The 18,312-nt window shown below is 37.5% G+C and carries 21 protein-coding genes; 14 read left to right on the forward strand and 7 right to left on the reverse strand.

The features are described from left to right. The first annotated feature begins 500 nt into the window (after positions 1–500). Positions 501–986 (forward strand): hypothetical protein, encoded by a 486-nt coding sequence (locus J2X77_RS18685; RefSeq protein ID WP_209575879.1) that lies wholly within the window; start codon positions 501–503, stop codon positions 984–986. Positions 987–1,017: 31 nt separating this feature from the next. Here J2X77_RS18685 and J2X77_RS18690 read toward each other — a convergent pair whose 3' ends face one another. Then, on the reverse strand, positions 1,018–1,593 hold the full coding sequence (locus J2X77_RS18690; RefSeq protein ID WP_310081981.1) for a Crp/Fnr family transcriptional regulator: 576 nt from the start codon (positions 1,591–1,593) through the stop codon (positions 1,018–1,020). A gap of 288 nt (positions 1,594–1,881) precedes the next feature. Between J2X77_RS18690 and J2X77_RS18695 the strand changes: the two genes are divergently transcribed. Next, positions 1,882–2,376 carry a hypothetical protein gene (locus J2X77_RS18695; protein ID WP_310081983.1) on the forward strand — a complete coding sequence of 165 codons (495 nt, stop codon included), beginning with the start codon at positions 1,882–1,884 and terminating at the stop codon, positions 2,374–2,376. 61 nt (positions 2,377–2,437) lie between these two features. Here J2X77_RS18695 and J2X77_RS18700 read toward each other — a convergent pair whose 3' ends face one another. Next, the gene (locus J2X77_RS18700; protein ID WP_310081985.1) at positions 2,438–3,547 is read right to left on the reverse strand and encodes an AAA family ATPase; all 1,110 of its coding nucleotides are present in this window, start codon (positions 3,545–3,547) and stop codon (positions 2,438–2,440) included. Then, a complete protein-coding gene (locus tag J2X77_RS18705; protein WP_310081987.1) occupies positions 3,547–4,245 on the reverse strand; it encodes an RNA ligase family protein in 699 nt (232 codons plus the stop codon). Before J2X77_RS18705 ends, J2X77_RS18700 begins: the two co-directional genes overlap by 1 nt. A 328-nt stretch (positions 4,246–4,573) precedes the next feature. Here J2X77_RS18705 and J2X77_RS18710 point away from each other — a divergent pair, with 328 nt between their 5' ends. Together J2X77_RS18710 and J2X77_RS18715 are read left to right on the forward strand one after the other, a co-directional pair. Next, on the forward strand, positions 4,574–5,107 hold the full coding sequence (locus J2X77_RS18710) for a GNAT family N-acetyltransferase (RefSeq protein WP_209575890.1): 534 nt from the start codon (positions 4,574–4,576) through the stop codon (positions 5,105–5,107). Positions 5,108–5,348: 241 nt separating this feature from the next. Then, complete coding sequence (locus tag J2X77_RS18715) at positions 5,349–5,882, forward strand: NADPH-dependent FMN reductase (RefSeq protein ID WP_209575891.1); 534 nt, start codon at positions 5,349–5,351, stop codon at positions 5,880–5,882. A 624-nt stretch (positions 5,883–6,506) separates the two neighbouring features. Here the strand turns inward: J2X77_RS18715 and J2X77_RS18720 are convergent. Further along, positions 6,507–6,854: a helix-turn-helix domain-containing protein gene (locus J2X77_RS18720; protein ID WP_310081990.1), complete on the reverse strand. Its 348-nt coding sequence runs from the start codon at positions 6,852–6,854 to the stop codon at positions 6,507–6,509. A gap of 111 nt (positions 6,855–6,965) precedes the next feature. Here J2X77_RS18720 and J2X77_RS18725 point away from each other — a divergent pair, with 111 nt between their 5' ends. The 6 genes from J2X77_RS18725 to J2X77_RS18750 all read left to right on the forward strand — a co-directional run bounded on the left by J2X77_RS18725 (position 6,966) and on the right by J2X77_RS18750 (position 11,241). After that, positions 6,966–8,030 (forward strand): NADH:flavin oxidoreductase, encoded by a 1,065-nt coding sequence (locus J2X77_RS18725; protein ID WP_310081992.1) that lies wholly within the window; start codon positions 6,966–6,968, stop codon positions 8,028–8,030. Between the two features lie 209 nt (positions 8,031–8,239). Continuing rightward, complete coding sequence (locus tag J2X77_RS18730) at positions 8,240–8,455, forward strand: alpha/beta hydrolase (RefSeq protein WP_310081994.1); 216 nt, start codon at positions 8,240–8,242, stop codon at positions 8,453–8,455. 331 nt (positions 8,456–8,786) lie between these two features. Then, entirely contained in the window at positions 8,787–9,866 is a 1,080-nt protein-coding gene (locus J2X77_RS18735) for an L-dopachrome tautomerase-related protein (protein ID WP_310081996.1), read from the forward strand. A 365-nt stretch (positions 9,867–10,231) separates the two neighbouring features. Beyond that, positions 10,232–10,546, forward strand: a complete 315-nt coding sequence (locus J2X77_RS18740) for a hypothetical protein (protein WP_209575897.1) — start codon at positions 10,232–10,234, stop codon at positions 10,544–10,546. A gap of 30 nt (positions 10,547–10,576) precedes the next feature. Further along, a complete protein-coding gene (locus J2X77_RS18745; protein ID WP_310082000.1) occupies positions 10,577–10,897 on the forward strand; it encodes a hypothetical protein in 321 nt (106 codons plus the stop codon). A gap of 11 nt (positions 10,898–10,908) precedes the next feature. Beyond that, entirely contained in the window at positions 10,909–11,241 is a 333-nt protein-coding gene (locus tag J2X77_RS18750; RefSeq protein WP_310082002.1) for a hypothetical protein, read from the forward strand. Positions 11,242–11,254: 13 nt separating this feature from the next. Here J2X77_RS18750 and J2X77_RS18755 read toward each other — a convergent pair whose 3' ends face one another. Beyond that, on the reverse strand, positions 11,255–12,019 hold the full coding sequence (locus J2X77_RS18755; protein WP_310082004.1) for a DUF72 domain-containing protein: 765 nt from the start codon (positions 12,017–12,019) through the stop codon (positions 11,255–11,257). 195 nt (positions 12,020–12,214) lie between these two features. Between J2X77_RS18755 and J2X77_RS18760 the strand changes: the two genes are divergently transcribed. After that, positions 12,215–13,324, forward strand: a complete 1,110-nt coding sequence (locus tag J2X77_RS18760) for a glutaminyl-peptide cyclotransferase (RefSeq protein ID WP_209575904.1) — start codon at positions 12,215–12,217, stop codon at positions 13,322–13,324. A 62-nt stretch (positions 13,325–13,386) separates the two neighbouring features. Here J2X77_RS18760 and J2X77_RS18765 read toward each other — a convergent pair whose 3' ends face one another. Further along, complete coding sequence (locus J2X77_RS18765) at positions 13,387–14,292, reverse strand: hypothetical protein (protein ID WP_310082007.1); 906 nt, start codon at positions 14,290–14,292, stop codon at positions 13,387–13,389. Positions 14,293–14,917: 625 nt separating this feature from the next. Between J2X77_RS18765 and J2X77_RS18770 the strand changes: the two genes are divergently transcribed. The 3 genes from J2X77_RS18770 to J2X77_RS18780 are packed head-to-tail and all read left to right on the forward strand — an operon-like array spanning position 14,918 to position 15,979. Beyond that, positions 14,918–15,166: a redox-active disulfide protein 2 gene (locus J2X77_RS18770; protein ID WP_209575907.1), complete on the forward strand. Its 249-nt coding sequence runs from the start codon at positions 14,918–14,920 to the stop codon at positions 15,164–15,166. A gap of 7 nt (positions 15,167–15,173) precedes the next feature. After that, positions 15,174–15,404, forward strand: coding sequence for a hypothetical protein (locus J2X77_RS18775; protein ID WP_209575909.1), 231 nt, complete (start codon positions 15,174–15,176; stop codon positions 15,402–15,404). Between the two features lie 26 nt (positions 15,405–15,430). Further along, the gene (locus J2X77_RS18780; RefSeq protein ID WP_310082010.1) at positions 15,431–15,979 is read left to right on the forward strand and encodes a GNAT family N-acetyltransferase; all 549 of its coding nucleotides are present in this window, start codon (positions 15,431–15,433) and stop codon (positions 15,977–15,979) included. Between the two features lie 78 nt (positions 15,980–16,057). Here J2X77_RS18780 and J2X77_RS18785 read toward each other — a convergent pair whose 3' ends face one another. Next, positions 16,058–18,304: a GH92 family glycosyl hydrolase gene (locus tag J2X77_RS18785; RefSeq protein WP_310082012.1), complete on the reverse strand. Its 2,247-nt coding sequence runs from the start codon at positions 18,302–18,304 to the stop codon at positions 16,058–16,060. Between the last annotated feature and the right edge of the window lie 8 nt (positions 18,305–18,312).

Consider the following 18,312-nt stretch of genomic DNA (forward strand, 5'->3'; position numbering starts at 1 on the left):
TATGATTTATTTACGAAAACGTTTGAATCTTCACCAAAGAAAGCATGTTCCGTTCAAAAGTAAAATTGTTTAAGCTATATTGATATGTTAAAATATGAAGTGTAAAAAAGCTTTTTAAATAGTGCTTTTAGACCGTCCCTTTGAAGAGCCGATGACAAGTTTACCTAAACTTCGGCGTGTTCCTCTTGTGTCAACCTACAAAAGTGAAGCTAATCAGCAGGCTGCATCCGATATCGATTTCGTATGCTGAAAGGCGTATTTGGTGATATGATGATCTTTAAGATGTGTAAATGAAAACAATTGGCAAAATATTTGGATAATACGAAAATTATATACAACTTTAAAGCACAAGCACCTGATCTAAAACAGGCTACAAATTAGTAGAGGAAATTTTTTATTTTAAAACGATGATTTTATCTTATAATCGATCATGGATAAAATTCTAAATTAGTTTTTTTGCAGAAAAACTTACTTAATGTACAAAAAGTAGCATACGAAATATGACAACCAACCTCATTAAGGTATATACAGTAGTTTCAAAAGAAGTAAGGGAAGATCCAGATTTGTTCACCAATCTCGAAGGTGTCTTCTCAACATATGAAAAAGCGCAGGAATATATTGATCAGTTTTTTGGTAATGCTAAATATGGTTATCGATCTATTATTACGACATATTTAGATCCTTTTCAAGAAGAAATCCAAAATAAAAATTCGTTTTATAGCATTTCATCTCAATTAATAGCTTCGCATCTAGAGGTAGAGATTTGTAAAACTTCTTTTGCGGTTGTTCTCTCTGAAGTTGAAAAACTGCGCATCGATCCAGCAACCTCAGAAAAACCGCTTGAACTAAACCTGCACTGTTTTGCTGCTTCGGAAGAAAGTGCTATGGAAAAATTCGAAAAATTAGTCTATGACTATGCAAAAGAGCACAACCTTCAATTTCGAATTAATCCCTTCCGTGTTGCTGATTCTGACCAATGTTACTAGTCTTTAGTTGTAGCTAATTTTAACGGCGCATTCAGCGGATTATTCTCTTTCGGATTTCACTTAAATATTCAGGCGTAAACCCAAGAAATGATGCAATCAGATATTGCGGAACACGTTGTACAAAATGAGGGTACTTTTGAAGCATATCCAAATAGAACTGCTCTTTGGATAAAGAGAATAGATATTTAATCCGCATTTGCGCCGCGGCATACGCCCTTTGGTAAACAAAGCGGAAATAACGCTCCATTGTAGGAAATGCCACCACCAATTTTTCCTGATCTTCCTGACTGATATATGCCAATTCTGATTTTTCTACTGCTTGAATGTAAAATGTAGTGACTGCCCGCTGTTCAAAAGCCATATTGTCTGTGATCCACCAGTTTTCTATCGCAAATTCCGTCGTTTGTTCGACACCTTTTTCATTAACAAAGAATTTTCGAAGCATACCGTTCAATACAAAAAAATGATATTTACAAACCTGTCCCTCTTCCAGTATATTTTCTTTTCTTGCGACCGTTTTTGTTCTGAAATATCCCAGTATTTCCTCTAATTGGATCGGATCTACATCGATAAATTTCCACAAATGCCCTTTGAGATTTTCTAACATTCTGTCAATTTATTGTCCAAACAAAGCTACTATTCATTTTACTAAAAAAAAAAGTTCAAATCTATTTCAACGACATTCAATTTAAAAGGACTGACAAAATAAATTGATATATTACGGATAATCATTCAACAGCTGCGAATAATAAATGCGAATAGATTAGACCGTTTTTACTGCTTATCTTTATGAAAAGCAAGTCCAAAATGAGCACTAAACAGAAAGAGCCGTTTTGCAGCAGATAATCTTCGCCTATTTTTAGGAGAGTTTATATGTTTATAAAAAGAAAAATTAATGATCAAAATTCATTTTAACAGAGGGAAAATTATCATAAGTATGGTGCTTTGTTTTTTCGCGACAGTCGTCGCGCTTTATGCTTGGTTACATAAAGATCTTATTATAAAACTGGCGTCGACGGTGTGGGCGCTAGCAGCAGCAAGCGTATTTTACCTCAGAATACAGCAAATGAGTCGCTATCAAAAAGGGATAGCAGCACTCACGATAGATCAGGACATGCTCGTAAACAACAGCGCATTAAAGCCCCAGCCAATTCCGTGGACGGACATCGATTGCTTTGTTTCCGGTTTATACCGAACATCTTCTATATTTATAAAATTAAAAGACTCTTCATTGCTACGAAAACAAAAAACAAACCGTCTCATACATCTCTTAAGCTTTATCGACCGTAACCTTTCCACAAAGCCAGCTCGTCTATGGATCGACATGGACGTGATCAATATCAGGGAAGAGGAGCTTATTCCACTATTAAATCAAAAATTGAAACAGTAAATAGGAATCGTTCATATCTTAACAAAGGATAATTTCAAGATACCCTTTGTTAAGATGCTATTTATGTTGTGATATACTGAACTTCATGAGCTTCTGTCAACTGAGGAACGTCCAAACTACGGAGCATTTTATCTAACACTGCGTCAGGTAATGGATATTCTCGATCTCTATTCTGTGTGCGCCATACCTGATAGGGCTTTTCGACATACAGTAATTTAACATAGGCTTGGTAGCCAACAAAAAGATCGATCAGCTGCTGACGCATCTGGGAAGTTATATTCGTGGCATTCCAGATAAAATCCTGTCCACAGCGCAAATATTTTTTTGCCTGTTCTTTCGCTTCTTGTATGACCCATCCATTTCTCCTTTTATCAGTGGGATCAATGCGATATTTGCGTCTGATATCATCCAGGCTAATAACGGGCATATCTGCATTCATTTTTTGAATATGATAGTCTTTACCCATTCCGGGCAGCCCTGAAAGCACGATAACCGTAGATTTAAATGTATCGAAAGGAACATAATCGACGTAGCTGTCTTTTCCATTAAAATAGGTAAATCGAGCATTGTCTGTTAAAAAGGGACGAGCCTCATTCCAGCAGCCAATCTCCTTGCTATACAGTTCAAACATATCCAACGCATAGAGTAGTGCATCCAGATCGCGACAATATCTACCTTTGGCATCTGCTTCAGCCAACAGCTTGAGCTGACTCATATTTAAAGTGAGCGAAGCCTCCAGGGCGCTCTTTAGGGGATCAGCTTTCTCCATAAGCCATAATGGCAAACCATGGTAGCGTACCAAGGACACAATTTGCTCCCTTATGGCGAAAGGAGTCTCCACATCACGAAACAAAATCTCGCGCGCGGTCTTCGCGCCTTTTTTAGCGTGATTTGGCGAACTGATACGGCCATCTGACCCGATAATGGTGGTGGATCTTTTTTCGACATCATGCAACAAGGCCGAAGCCCAGATCAACTCCTGCTTTTGCCCGTCCAGCTTTTGGTATTCAGGGAGCTCTTCAAGCTGCTGAAGAACCATTTGTGTATGAATTGCTACATTTCCTTCTGCATGATGCCAAGGATCCTGCTGTACCTTTTCCATATCCATCACCCAAGAGAATTTATTCTCTAACGTCGTCCAGTCCTTATCTACTGCTATTTTCCATTCCATTAATAATCTCTCCTTTCCCAAATCATTTTTGCTCTACGCCATGATTTTGTCCAATGTTCATCAGTTTGCACATGTCCCTTTCTTACATATTTAAAAACGTTGTGCTGAAATTCGCCAACAGTATATGCGTCGACATTCCTACACACCACCCCTTCCATCGTACATATATGTCCCGTTTTAGCATCAACAGATCCAAACACCGAGGGCTGTGTGGACAAGTTTTCGACTGAATGTTGAAGCTGCTGTTCTGTCATATCCTTTACATTTTCGAATTTTAAAACAGGTACCATGGGCAAATCAAATAAATTAGCGTAAAAAGTAACTTCTTCCCACGAAAGCCATTGATCTTTAATTCGAGCAGCGAAAACATAGTAATAGTGCTCTAGTTTCCGATATTCGATTGAATGTATAGCATAAAGATTTTCACCAAAAAACTCCAAATCATCCAGATCATTTTTTAATCTGGCCCAATGTTCCCTTAGCTGAGCCGTCCATGGCGAGGTAGTCGGGGCCGCATGAGACCGTGCAAATACCCCCCTTTGTGAAAGACAGTTGTTTTCACCATCTAACTTTTCTGTATATAACAGTTGATGGAAGGATTGTATATCCGTCCAATAATGCTGATTAAAACGATCGTCGCTGCTTGTTCCCGGAGAAAAAGGGAAATGGTAGGTACGACCATATTTTGTTGAATTCATTTTTAAAATTTAAGTCCATACTAAAAAATTGAAGACGTAGGAATAGGGTAATCAAATCAGATAAATCCGTTGATTACTTTTTCTCCTAAATATCGACAATGCATTACATGGCTTTACGTTTTAAAAATTAATAACATGAATGATCTACAGCTGCAAAATTATAAAATTTATTTTAAAAACATAATCAATGCTATCGATCCTAGAAAATGAAAGCGGATATGGACACCAAAGCGTAATGTTATTAGTTTGAAATTAATGAAAATCATTACATTTGCCAACAACTAAATAACTCGAAATTTCGTTTAAACCAAATTGAGGACTTATCCAAATGAAAGATTTCCCACAACTAGAAACAGAACGACTTATTCTCAATGCAATTACTACTTCTGATATTCCACAGATTGTTGACTATCTTAAAGATAAAGTATATTCGGACTTTACATCAAATATTCCTTACCCATACCGAAAAGAAGATGCTGAATATTGGCTTAAATTAGCAGAAGAAGCATATATCAATCGTAAAGGTTTTACTTTTGCTATTCGAAATAAAGATAAAAAACTGATTGGGGCGATCGGATTACACGATGAAGGCTCGGATAAGGCTGAGCTGGGATACTGGATTGCTATTCCTTATTGGAACAAAGGTTATGTTACTGAAGCAGCAAAAGCCATCATTGACTTTGGATTTAGAGAACTGCATTTTAACAAGATTTTTGCGACCTACTTCCCACATAACCCAGCTTCGGGAAAGGTCATGGAAAAAATAGGCATGGAAAAAGAAGCACTATTGAAACAGCATCTAAAAAAAGATGGAAAATATTATGATATTCCATTATACTCTATTTTCAATACGGAAAAATAAAACAGGTATTCGTGAATAAAAAAATCAAGTTTAGCTCTGATTATACATTTCCTATACTCATATTTTGTGTGGCAGTACCCTTATTCTTCCTGTATTAATTTCAAGGTATTCCATGACTACATTCGGTATAATATAGAAAATTTGCTGATTAACTTACCAAAAGCAGTATGGTAAACTTAAACATATACTATATTTAGGAAATGGCTACATTTAAAGAACTGAGAATTATAAAGAATAAAATATGAAAATATTCGCATTCGCTGGGAGTAATTCTTCCACTTCGATCAACAAACAGCTGGTCAAATTTGTACTTAAAAGTTTTGATGAACACGAGATTAATTTGATCGATCTGAATGACTATGACATGCCAGTTTTTTCCGTCGATCTCGAAAAAGATGGGTTTCCGCGGGAAGCACAGCTTTTCCTAGATAATATAGCTGCTTGTGATGTTATTATTTGCTCGCTTGCTGAGAATAACCGTTCCTATAGCGTTGCATTTAAAAATGTGTTCGACTGGGCATCTAGGATCAATGTGAAAGTTTTCCAAGATAAACCCATGCTTCTTATGACTACCTCGCCAGGGGGATATGGCGGTGGGAATGTCATGGCGGAAGCCCAAAAGTTCTTTCCGCAGTTTGGAGCAATCATTAAAGAAACATTTTCGCTTCCCAAATTTTACGAAAATTTTGATCAGAATAATGGCGTAATCAGTCCAGAACACAGTGATACGCTAAAGGAAAGAATTGCTGGATTTAAAAAGCAGATTTCTGCCTAATCGTACTTTCGTAATCCACTGTTACTTTTCTAAGCTTTGCAATTCATTCCTTCAATGCATTGAATTTGCTGGGTAAAGCTTTATAAAGATGCTCTATAGGCCAAGTTGCATACTTGCTTGGCCTTTCTTTGCTGATTATTGACTTTCTACTTACTGTTTTATTACCATTTTGTTGTCTTTTTACCAAAGGAATAGCAAACAAATAGCAGAGAAACGGTAGAGAAATAGCAGAGAAACAGCAAACAAATAGCAGAGAAACAGCAAACAAGTAGCAGAGAAACAGCAAACAAGTAGCAGAGAAACAGCAAACAAATAGCAGAGAAACAGCAAACAAGTAGCAGAGAAACAGTAAACAAATAGCAGAGAAACAGCAAACAAATAGCAGAGAAACAGCAAACAAATAGCAGAGAAACAGCAAACAAATAGCAGAGAAACAGCAAACAAATAGCAGAGAAACAGCAGACGAATAGCAAAGTAATAGCGAACCAATACGCCAGCAATCCCAAAGAAAGATCAAATATCAAGACACCAGGAGAGAATACACCGTCACATAGGGGCTATGCTATCCATCAGGCAAAGATTAACACAAAATCGGTACAGAAACGGTAATATGAGATTTACTTTTTACGCGATCAATTCTGGTACCTGATCCTCCTTATAAAAGGTTTCGTTCCATTGTGCCAACTGGCACATAATGGGGATTAAGGCTTTACCTTTTTCGGTCAAAGAATATTCGACGCGTGGTGGCAGTTCCTTATATTCTTCTCTAACAATAACACCATCCTCCTCCAATTCTTTTAATGAGCTGGTCAAAACCTTGCGTGAAATATTTTCTATAAGTGCATCGAGCTGACCAAATCGGGCTTTGCGGTCCCGCAGTGTATAAATAATGACAGGCTTCCACCTTGTGCCTAAAATTGCCATCGAGCGTTGCATTGCACAGGAACAACTTTTAAATTCAGTCCTTTTCATTTGATATTTTGAGAATAGTTACACGAAGGTAACTAGTTTATACTAATAATAGTTACAAATATACACTATTTAGAATATCTTTGTAAAGATTTATAATTTAAAACAAGAAAAATGAGCATACAAACACTTTTTAATCCATTTGAATATAAAAATTTAAAATTGAAAAACCGCTTTGTCATGGCACCAATGACGAGAGCATTTTCGTTGGACGGAATTCCCGATAGTGCCGTAGCTGGTTATTATGAGCGACGTGCTGCTGGTGATGTTGGACTAATCTTAACGGAAGGTACAGTAATCGAAAGACCTTCTTCAAAGAATTTAAAGGACATTCCCAACTTTTATGGTGAAGAAGCACTTACTGGCTGGAAGAACATCGTCGAAGCTGTACATAACAAAGGTGGCAAAATAGCGCCTCAACTATGGCATGTCGGTTATACCCCAATGCAGTGGACGCCACCTGCAGCATTTGAGGGTCCGGATACAATGACATTGGCTGATATTGAATCAACAATAAAAGCATACGCGGACGCCGCCAAGTCTGCAAAAGAGCTCGGTTTTGATGCTTTTGAAATTCATGCCGCCCATGGTTATTTGATTGATCAGTTTTTTTGGGAGGGAATGAACCATCGAACTGACGAATTTGGCGGCAAAACCATTAAGGAGCGGTCTAAATTTGCAGTTGAAGTCGTTAAAGCGATGCGAAAAGCCGTAGGGTCGGAATTTGTGATTATCCTGAGATTATCGCAATGGAAACAACAGGACTACACTGCCAAAATCGCACCGACGCCTGCTGCGATGGAAGATTGGATTTTACCATTAACGGATGCTGGTGTCGACATTTTTCATGGAAGTCAACGCCGCTATTGGGAAGCTGAGTTTGAAGGTAGTGATTTAAATTTCGCCGGCTGGCTTAAAAAAATCTCAGGACAACCCACGATCACGGTTGGATCTGTAGGCCTCGATAAGGACTTTGGCGAAGTATTTACAAACTCCGAATTCAAATCTTCTCCTGCTTCGCTGGACGAATTGGTCCGTCGGTATGAACGTGGCGACTTTGACCTTGTCGCCGTGGGAAGGGCTCTCCTGCAAGATCCAAATTGGGTAAAGAAAGTTCAAGCCGAAAAATACAATGAACTTTCTACTTTTGAGGCTAAAAGTTTAGCTAGCCTGTCTTAACAGGAATATCTAATAACCACTTCACAAAAATTACGTTATTACATTATAAAAGATAGGGGTGAAAAATTGATTTTTAATCATTACTTTGCCCCTATTCATTTATCGCGACAGTTTCAGCAACTTGGCTCCTTAAATGTATCTAGAAACTTCATTCAATGCATGTAACCAATACTAAAAAATGATAACCGATACCAAAATATATATCATAAGTGGATGAGGTGCAGAGTGGCTGGGCAATACATGAGATTCTCCGATGGAAAAACAGATTTATTCCAAGTAATTTAGTCCATATACATGGAGACAAAGACCGTATTATCCCGATCAAAAGTCTAAAGCCCAGTTTTGTGATTAAAGGCGCTGGTCATTTTATGACGGTCACACACGCTGGCGAAGTTGAAAAGCTTTTAAGAGAAATACTGATCTAATTGCTGGGCATTTACTAAAATCACCTTACCTGAGATTTTTGGTATATAAAATCCAAGGGATTCCAAATCGGAATCACTTATTCCCTATAAGGATAGTATAAAGAAAAATTATTAAAATTAAGACCATACAGCTATAAAACTGCTTAAAGCTTCTTTTTATTAAAACAATAATTGCAGGAAGACAGTTATTTTATCAATGCATCTGCCGGCTATGAAGTTTATAACATACCGCTTTGTAACGCTAAGGGAATAAAACTGTTTAACTTAACACAAGAACATGCGAAAAAGGCTTCTTTTTAGTTTTCTATTATTTCACATCTTTTTTCTCAACATGAAGGCTCAAGTTAATAATTCAAAACAACCACAACTAGAGATTGCAGTGGATTTGGGACCATACCGTCCCATTGGTGTAAGCGTTACATCCAGCAACCGGCTATTTGTTTCTTTCCCGAAACAAACTAAACATTTCAAGTATGCACTGACCGAAATCATCAATGGAAAACCGACCCCTTATCCTGATGCTGAATGGAATAAAAAAGGAATTGAGAATTCCCACTTTGTTAATGTACAGGATATCTTTGTCGATGCCGATGACAATCTCTGGGTATTAGATTCTAAGCCATCATCTGCTGGATCAATTTTTGGTAATGATGAAAAACCAACCGAAGGACAGTTCAAATTATTGAAAATCGACACAAAGAAAGATCAAATTGAACGTATTTATAGTTTCGACGACCTTGATAAAACCAAATCGGGTCTAAATGATATGCGCATCGATAGGGAGAAAAATTTAGCTTACCTCTCCGACCCCGGTCAGGCGGCCATTATTGTTTTGGACCTCAAAACTGGAAATAGCAGGAAGGCTTTAGCTGGAAGCCATTTTACGCTCGCTGATCCCGAAGTGATTTTAAGATACGACGGTAATGATATGTGTAATCTGAACGAAAAACCTTTTTCTTCCAATGTGAATGGCATCGCCTTAAGTCACGACTTTAGATATTTATACTTCAAGCCGATCAATCAAACTCATTTATACTGTATCGCGACAGAATTTTTGGCCGATTCTACGTTAACCAAACAAGATTTGGAGGCGAAAGTTGAAGACAAAGGAGAAGTAGGTATCACACATGGATTACTGTCAGATATAAACGGAAATATTTACCTAACTTCATCCATCGATTATAGTATAAAATATTTAAGTCCTGATGGAAAACTGCATACCCTAGTCCAAGACCCACGCATATTATGGCCTGATTCTATGGGGATCGGCGAAGATGGATATCTTTATTTCTCTTGCCCACAACTTTTTAAGGATCCACAATGGAACAAGGGAATCGACAAGGTAGAATTGCCTTATTATATCTTTAAAGTAAAACTACCTAACTCAAATAGTGAGTCTAACAACAAATAAGACGATTAAATACAACACATTATAGGATACTGCTGTTTACAGAAGTAACATGCTATGCACCGTTAAATTTAACGGTGCATGCGTTGCAACTATCCATATTCATACGAACTCTTCCCCCCATGAAGTTGAACGCATCACGCCCCAACATTATTGATCATCAAAACGCGAGAATAGGCAAAATCTAAGTTCCTAAAATTCAACCAGCAGATCACAATAAGAATAAAATGGAGCTAAAAACAGCTTAAAGGATACGTTCATTCCATCAGCACCAATGCGTGCCTACCAAAAATATAAAATTTTTAGTAAAAATTTTTAAATACTAACATTATTAGTATATTTGGTTATCAGTTTTAGACGCGCCTTTTATGGAACAGATTGCAACATATGACAATAAGGATTTACACGTTGGTGACATCGTTCGCTTTCATACCCCCTACACCGATGAAGACCCAAATACGATTTTCATCGTACTGTGGTCATACTACGATCCTGAAGGGAAATCATCCAGAGCTGAGGTTGTTAAATATGACCGAAGTTCTAAACACTCTCCAGTTATTCAGAAGTGGTTTATACGGGACCTAGAAAGAATCCCCGAAGTAAGCCCGGAATTACTAAAACAGATTAAGCTATTTATGCAAAATAAACTAGGCAACGCTATTATCAGCAAGTTAGTCATCTAACATATTTTATAAATCAGATTAAAAAAATACATGGAAAACAAATTTAAAGAGAAAAGAGTAACAATATCTAATTCCGTTTGGTCCGACTGGCGCGAACAACTTAAAGAAAGTGAATTAGTCGGCTTACAGCAAAGGCTTGAAAAACTTGAAAAAGAAATGTTGCTTGATTGGCTACAGTGGAATAATCCTAAAGGAAACTATACAGATCGCAAATGCATTGAAAATGGAGTACAGCAAATCTCTAAAAGCAAGGCTATCAAATATATATACAAAGAAATCTTACGCATCCACATGAAAAGAAAATATAGTGACCTTTCAAGCACGCATGCACAACTTATGTTCAACAACTAAAATTTGAAATAATGGAATCTTTTATCAAACACATCATCGATGTCCAGCTGCCAAAAATTATAGCAATGGAATCGAATCGAAATGATTGGCGTTATCAGCTTTTAGAATTGAAGGATAAAATGCTCTTTGATAAATTAAAGTTGATGACTAGACAAGAATTACTTGGCTGGCTTCAATGGTACGATAACACTGGAACTTTCTTCGATCATGATTGCATACGGAGGGGTATCCCATTATTGACGAAAGTTCAGGCATTAACAGCAGTTTACCTGCGAATTATGCGTGGGCATGAAGGCTGGGATGGTTATATGGGAACGGAATATATACGTAATCAAATCTTTTAAAGAGACGATAGCTTTAAATCGAAAATGCTTTGCCTACTGTGATATATTTAGCTAATGTATTCAGGTTTTCAATTGCTGCTCCAATGGTATTATTAAAATAAGTATATACCTCTTTTTCCTCTGCAATCCAACCATTTATATAGGTACTATATTCCTTCAATACACTGTCCGAATAGCTTCCCCTATAATCACCATCTGGCCCATGGAAGCGCATATAGATAATCTTTGTGTCGGTATATTGAAGACGCATTCCAAGAGTATCTTTATCATGGATCACCAAATGCATTCCATATGATTTTAAAAGAATCAGAGTTTCTTCCCTATACCAAGAGTCATTTCTAAATTCTACGCATACCTGCCGGGCCTCACTTCTCTTATCCTGACTGATGCAGTCCAATAGTTCAGTAAGCTTTCCAATGGAAGTAAATTTACATGATGGCGGTAATTGTATAAGCAGACATCCTTTCTTTTGACTGACGGCATCAATAACGGAGAGAAATCTTACTACATCTTGTGGATCAAACCCGAGTTCCTTTTGATGCGTAATTCCTTTCCAAAGCTTAAAAGTAAATCGAAAGCTGTCGGCTGTTTCTTCGGACCATCTTCGGACAGTTTCTTCACGGGGAATTTTATAGAAAGAACTGTTCACCTCCAAAGAATTAAATAATAAGCTATATACGGCAAGTCGGCTCTTCCCCTCTAAATGCTCGGGATAAAAACTTCTATTTTTATAAGGCAAAAGAATACCACTTGTTCCAGAAAAATAAGAGTGTTCCATATCGTTATAACAATTGAACTGTATACAATGGTTCATTTTTCCGTCAAAAAAGATTTACGTTTTTACATAAAAAGTAATTGAATTGCATATAAAAAACAATTTACTCAAGTTTGGGTAACGGGATATTTAACAGCCGCTCTTTTCAGGCATCTCTTTTTCCTGCTTACAGGATGATAAATCAAGCATACCATCTCAATGAAGAAAAAATCTTATCTAATTAGTTTCATGATTATGGCCGTTTTGAGCAGCTGTAATGAAAATAACCACAATAGCACCAATACGACTTCAAATTCCCAATCTGGACAGCCCGAGGAAAGTCCAACATTTACCTTTGACAGTATCAAACAGCACTATGCACTGGGAGAAGATCTGGTTTTAAAAATAAACCATGAGAAGAAGCAGAAATTAGACACTGTGGTCTATTACATCAATAATAAACAAATTGGACAAGTAAGTGGCAATAAGTCTTTCAAATATGCATTAAAACATGAAAAATTTGGCAAACAGATTGTTAAAGCAGTCGTGTTTAGTGATGGAAAACAAGAAGAAAATACAGTAAGTATAGATTTATTCGCTTCTACTCCTCCTCGCTTGCTCCAGTATAGCATTGTAAATATTTATCCACATGATATTAAAGCTTATACTCAAGGCTTAGAGTTTTATGGTGATAACCTGATCGAAAGCACGGGAAATGGTATTGGCCCAAGTGGAAATAAAGGTAAATCGAGCATTCGCATTACAAATCCTAAAAGTGGTGCGCCCATCAAGAAAATTGAATTGGATGATTCAATTTTTGGCGAAGGCGCCACTGTCGTGAATGGGAAATTGTATCAATTGACCTATAAGAATAATATAGCCTATGTATACGATGTAAACACCTTAGCCGTTATTAGTACACTACCTTACTTTCAGCCAATGGAAGGTTGGGGATTGACTTCTGACGGTAAAAACCTATACATGTCCAATGGTTCGGATTACATTTATACACTCAATCCACATGACTTCTCAAAATTGGACTATATTCGTGCCGCGACGAACACAGCTATGATCGATCAAATCAATGAAATGGAATGGGTAAAGGGAAAAATCTATGCAAATTTCTTTATGGAAGATGTCATTGGACGGATCGACCCTATGACAGGTACTGTGGAGGAATTGGTGGATCTTTCCAAATTACGTGAAAATGTAACGCAACATGTCGATTTGGATGTACTCAATGGTATCGCCTACAATCGAAAATCGAACACCTTCTTTGTGACTGGCAAAAATTGGGATAAAATGTTTGAGATTAAGCTGATCGAATAGCTTTATCCCAAATGAGCAAAAAATATGGTATTATCGAATCATCTGACCTATGACTTCTCGCGCTAGGGCAACTCCTTCATTTTATTAAATCCTTCCGTTACCATCGGAACGATTTGTGGGGCGAATAGCTGAGATAAAATAGGTGTTTCGTGGTTATCTTTAGCACCAGTCCATTGTGCATATTTATTAGCTAAAAAATCCAATCGCTGTACAGAGGATAATCCAGGCAACGTGTAGTAGATACTCTTTTCACCCTCTTTTCCTTCCATTTGTACATATCTCCCCCTTGTAATGTTCAGGTAATTCCGTCTTTCAAAATCACGTAAGAAAGCTTCATCTTCATCAGCACTATCCCATTTCGGATCACGTGGACAACAGACGGATCCATAACTTTCCTTCCTATAAACTGTTAGCATATTTTTAGGAGATACGGGTTTAAAGAAATCAAAGCCCGGATTGTCGTCACCTGAACGACGAATACTATCAACCCTAACCACACCGTCCTGTCTATTTATCAAATAATAAAAATTGGTCGTCGTCGGTTCTATACACATACCTTGTTTTGACGCCTGTTCAGCAATCTGATCATAAAATGCCCAATCTGGTACAATCAACACAAATTGTTGAAGATCGGGATAAAATTCATTTGCTTTTTTAAATAAATCCACTGGAATTCTAGCGTTCAAAAAGAAAATATAGGTAGAATCTGGAAGGATCTGCAAAGGAAGATCTATTAAATAACTCCCCTTTTTTTGGGTCACAAAACCATTGTCTATCATTACAACCTGACGAAAATATTCACGATACCAACCGGGATTCACTTCATCCAATCTCGTTGTATCCGCAAGTGAGTGTGGTGTTGGCGACGGTTTTGTCAATGATTGCTGTCCCGTTATTTTACTCTTACAGGATGATGCCATCATTGATAAAATGATGAGCAAATACCACATATTTCTTTGTTTTATCATCGCAACATTAAGTTAAATATTTTATACTATTTCCTGTCAAATCTCTATCCAAATGGATTCAAGAGAGACAATTGATCTTTAAGCAGACTTCTCCTCCCGTATTTAATCGATAATCACCATTTCATCGACGATCTGAACCTCGTAAAAACCATAGCTACCTTTTTACCGCTTTTGCTGCTTACCAACTCATCTGCACCGATTCTTATGCCCAAAATATCATTGTCAAAGCGCGTGCCGCATTCAATTATTGGCTATTTATTGACATCACGATCGCCATCCACCATGACCGGCTGCTTTACTGAATAACAATTTAGCGTATCAATCTTATTCTGCAAATAACATATTTTTAAAATTTTACTTCCTTGGCACTTTATATTCGCCATGTCTATTTTAAGATTCGCAGCCGATTAAATAATCCTTACGAATTAGATGGCGATATCTTGTTTTATGCAACTTTGAAATAAAACAGACCCATCATTTCGCTTTAAAATGACCAAACTCCCAAAATTTCTTTAACATTTTCATAAAAAGCGTTGAATCTACCAATATTTACACGACATTTAACATAAAACACTTTGTTTCTTAAAAAGAATTACAGAAATTAGAGGTATAAACCGAAGAAATTATGAATAATAGACCTTTAAACGGAATGACTATCGAAGAGTTGCATAACAATAGAAAAACTACACTTGTAGTCACTTGGATGCTAACCATTATGCTCTTTATCTTATTGGGTATGGGAATATATACATCAATCGCTAAAGGATTTAGTGCACTAATGGCCATTCCCTTTGCTTTATCCCCAATTGCAATTCTCAATTTCAAAAGAGTAAAAGAAATCAATGAAGAGCTCAAAATAAGAGAAGCTCACTAAAATAATAATGAAACAGCTTACGTTATTTATCCTGTTTATATTCGCTTCGGGTACAGTATTTGGTCAGGAGATAAGTAAATCAACGACACAGACTATTACGCAATCGGGAATAGGCCTTGGATCAGTCATTGCCGTCGTCACTTCTTGGGACCGTAATAGATCAATACTTTTAGCTTTAATTCACGGAATACTCGGATGGTTATATGTCATCTATTTTGCATTTACTCGTAGTGAATAAAGATTTACAATCAAACATGCAGCTCCATGCTTACTTCTAATACAGATTTTGTCATTGAGGAAATCAAAGAATCTAGTGACATCTTAATCAACGAACTTACCAACCTAACTTTTAACATTGTTCAAGGAGGCGCTTCTGTCGGTTTTATGGATGACTTGACGGTTGAACAGGCAAACAGATTTTGGACCGAAGTGCTGGATAAGGTCAAACAGCATAAAACAGTATTAATTGTTGCCAAAAATAACGTGACAAATCAGATCACAGGAACAGTTCAATTGCAAACGGATCTTCCTTATAATCAAGCACATCGTGCAGACGTTGCCAAAATGTTAGTTCATTCTGACTTTCGGAGAATGGGCATTGCACAGAAATTGCTTCAGCGAATTGAAAAGATAGCCATTGCTCTAAATAAGACACTCATGGTACTCGACACGGTAACGGGTAGCCCTGCATATTTTATGTACCAAAAATATGGCTGGACTATTGTTGGTGATATTCCCAATTACGCACTTCTTCCCAATGGTTTGCCGTGTAGCACAACCTACTTTTACAAAAGCCTGAATAATCCAGCCTAGCAAACAAACAGCCCCCAAATTCATTAACTATTCATTTGGAGGCTGCACTTAAAAAGATCTATCTAAATAGAAATGAGGCTACTTATTTTTGTACCACACCGGTCCTGGTTTCTCGCCCATTTCAAACACTAATGTCGCACCTGACATAATCTGTTCATGTGTAATATAACTTGTTTCAAGAGGTTTACCATCAAGAGTAACAGATTGGATATACATATTGGATCTGCTCACCTGATTAGCTTTCACAGTAAATTTCTTTCCATTGGAAAGCTTCAATTCGGCTTTTTCAAACAAAGGTGTTCCGATTTCATATTTTCCACTGATAGGATCTACCGGATAAAAACCCAATGAGCTGAATACATACCAAGCTGACATCTGCCCACAATCATCATTTCCACTCAATCCAGCAGGTGTATTTAAATAAAGTCTATTCATCACTTCTGCTGCATATTGCTGTGTTTTCCAGGGTTGTCCAACGGCATTGAATAAATACAGTGCGTGGTGGCTTGGTTCGTTACCATGCGCATATTGACCAATCATTCCTGTGCTAAAAATTGGAAGTTTACTGGTATCCGAAGGATGAAATGTGAACATACTATCCAACTTCTGGGCGAAACGTTGGGTCCCACCAACAAGTTTAATCAATCCTGGGATATCATGTTGGACAGACCAGAAATATTGCCAAGCATTACTCTCACAGATGTGTGCACTATAGTCTTCGGCATCAAATGGGGTAATAAATTTACCTCTACTATCCCGGGGTTGCATAAATGAAGTCGACGGATTATACACATTTTTGTAGTTCTGCGCTCTAGCCAAAAATGTTCCTGCAATCTCTTTCTTTCCCATCTTATCTGCCATCATGGCGATACAGTGATCATCATATGCATATTCAAGTGTTCTTGATAGTGACCAGTTTTCAGCATTATACTCATCCTTGACATCATAAGGTACATAGCCCAATTTTTTATACAGACCTATGCCTCTATAATTGTCGATATTTGCTGTCGCAACGCAGGCTTCTAATGCCTTTGAAACGTCAAAATCACCGATTCCTTTTAAGTATGCATCTACAATTACAGGAATTGAATGATTCCCGATCATCATATCAGTTTCACTTCCATAAATATTCCATACTGGCAATCGGCCATGTTGTTCATAAAAAGCGATAAACGACTTAATCATATCGTTTACACGATTAGGATCAATATAAGTAAATAAGGGATGGGAAGCTCTATAGGTGTCCCAAAGAGAAAACGTGCTGTAGTTGGTCCATCCTTCAGCCTGATGTATTTTTCGGTCAGCACCCATATAACCACCATCAACATCACTAAAAATCGTCGGTGCAAGCATAGAATGATATAACGCTGTATAGAATTTGATCTGCTCTTCTCTGTTTTTGGTTTCGATGGCTACCCTGCCCAATTCCTTGTTCCAATTTTGCTCTGCCTCTTTCAAATAATAGTCAAAATCATCTTTTGGAACTTCTGTTTTCAAATTTTTGGACGCACCTTCCATGCTTACACCCGAAAGTGCTGTGCTGAGCGTTACCTGTTCCCCATCGGCAGTTTTAAAATCAAATCGGGCTTTATATGCTGTACCAATTCGCATTGCTTTCTTGGCTGTTGTATCGGCTCGTGATAATATTTCCGTGCTGTCAATATGAACAGCTCTAAAAGGCTTGGAAAAACGAGTTTCAAAATAAACACGTTGTCCTCTGGCCCAACCTTCAGAAAAACGATAGCCCCGAATAGTCACAGAATCTACCACTTCGATGCGTGAATCTGTAGTCGCATCCCAGTTCATTGCTTTCTTTAAATCTAAAAATACGGCAGATTCTGCCTTTGGAAAAGTATAGCGCTGAATGCCACAACGTGCTGTTGCCGTCAGCTCTACATTGATATCATAATCAAGTAGTTTCACCTGATAATATCCTGCATGTGCTTTTTCGTCTTTATGGGAAAACTTAGAATGTATACCAAGAGGAGCTTCCGCTTCGTGGTAGGGCAATGTTACCGGCATGAAAGATATATCGTATAAGTCACCCGCTCCCGTACCGCTTAAATGTGTATGGCTAAAGCCAGAAATTGTACTGTCGGGATAAAAGTATCCGGAAATACGGTCCCAGCCAGGCAGCCCGTTATCTGGACTTAGCTGTACCATCCCAAAGGGCAATTGTGCACCTGGATACGTATTTCCGGTAAAGTCCGTTCCGATAAAAGGGTTTACATCCGTTGCATAAAAACTTTTATCAGAGCTTTTTAGTGAAGCACAACCAATTAAAGACAATAGGCCTGCGCAAACCGCATAATTAATATATTTCATTGTGTAAA

This window comes from Sphingobacterium sp. 2149, assembly GCF_031455655.1.
Lineage (GTDB): Bacteria > Bacteroidota > Bacteroidia > Sphingobacteriales > Sphingobacteriaceae > Sphingobacterium.

Excerpts from the sequence above, each read along its gene's own strand:
- J2X77_RS18685 (WP_209575879.1), top strand. The coding sequence starts at position 501 with ATGACAACCAACCTCATTAAGGTATATACAGTAGTTTCAAAAGAAGTA.
- J2X77_RS18690 (WP_310081981.1), bottom strand. The coding sequence starts at position 1,593 with ATGTTAGAAAATCTCAAAGGGCATTTGTGGAAATTTATCGATGTAGAT.
- J2X77_RS18695 (WP_310081983.1), top strand. The coding sequence starts at position 1,882 with ATGATCAAAATTCATTTTAACAGAGGGAAAATTATCATAAGTATGGTG.
- J2X77_RS18700 (WP_310081985.1), bottom strand. The coding sequence starts at position 3,547 with ATGGAATGGAAAATAGCAGTAGATAAGGACTGGACGACGTTAGAGAAT.
- J2X77_RS18705 (WP_310081987.1), bottom strand. The coding sequence starts at position 4,245 with ATGAATTCAACAAAATATGGTCGTACCTACCATTTCCCTTTTTCTCCG.
- J2X77_RS18710 (WP_209575890.1), top strand. The coding sequence starts at position 4,574 with ATGAAAGATTTCCCACAACTAGAAACAGAACGACTTATTCTCAATGCA.
- J2X77_RS18715 (WP_209575891.1), top strand. The coding sequence starts at position 5,349 with ATGAAAATATTCGCATTCGCTGGGAGTAATTCTTCCACTTCGATCAAC.
- J2X77_RS18720 (WP_310081990.1), bottom strand. The coding sequence starts at position 6,854 with ATGAAAAGGACTGAATTTAAAAGTTGTTCCTGTGCAATGCAACGCTCG.
- J2X77_RS18725 (WP_310081992.1), top strand. The coding sequence starts at position 6,966 with ATGAGCATACAAACACTTTTTAATCCATTTGAATATAAAAATTTAAAA.
- J2X77_RS18735 (WP_310081996.1), top strand. The coding sequence starts at position 8,787 with ATGAAGGCTCAAGTTAATAATTCAAAACAACCACAACTAGAGATTGCA.
- J2X77_RS18740 (WP_209575897.1), top strand. The coding sequence starts at position 10,232 with ATGGAACAGATTGCAACATATGACAATAAGGATTTACACGTTGGTGAC.
- J2X77_RS18745 (WP_310082000.1), top strand. The coding sequence starts at position 10,577 with ATGGAAAACAAATTTAAAGAGAAAAGAGTAACAATATCTAATTCCGTT.
- J2X77_RS18750 (WP_310082002.1), top strand. The coding sequence starts at position 10,909 with ATGGAATCTTTTATCAAACACATCATCGATGTCCAGCTGCCAAAAATT.
- J2X77_RS18755 (WP_310082004.1), bottom strand. The coding sequence starts at position 12,019 with ATGGAACACTCTTATTTTTCTGGAACAAGTGGTATTCTTTTGCCTTAT.
- J2X77_RS18760 (WP_209575904.1), top strand. The coding sequence starts at position 12,215 with ATGAAGAAAAAATCTTATCTAATTAGTTTCATGATTATGGCCGTTTTG.
- J2X77_RS18765 (WP_310082007.1), bottom strand. The coding sequence starts at position 14,292 with ATGATAAAACAAAGAAATATGTGGTATTTGCTCATCATTTTATCAATG.
- J2X77_RS18770 (WP_209575907.1), top strand. The coding sequence starts at position 14,918 with ATGAATAATAGACCTTTAAACGGAATGACTATCGAAGAGTTGCATAAC.
- J2X77_RS18775 (WP_209575909.1), top strand. The coding sequence starts at position 15,174 with ATGAAACAGCTTACGTTATTTATCCTGTTTATATTCGCTTCGGGTACA.
- J2X77_RS18780 (WP_310082010.1), top strand. The coding sequence starts at position 15,431 with ATGCTTACTTCTAATACAGATTTTGTCATTGAGGAAATCAAAGAATCT.
- J2X77_RS18785 (WP_310082012.1), bottom strand. The coding sequence starts at position 18,304 with ATGAAATATATTAATTATGCGGTTTGCGCAGGCCTATTGTCTTTAATT.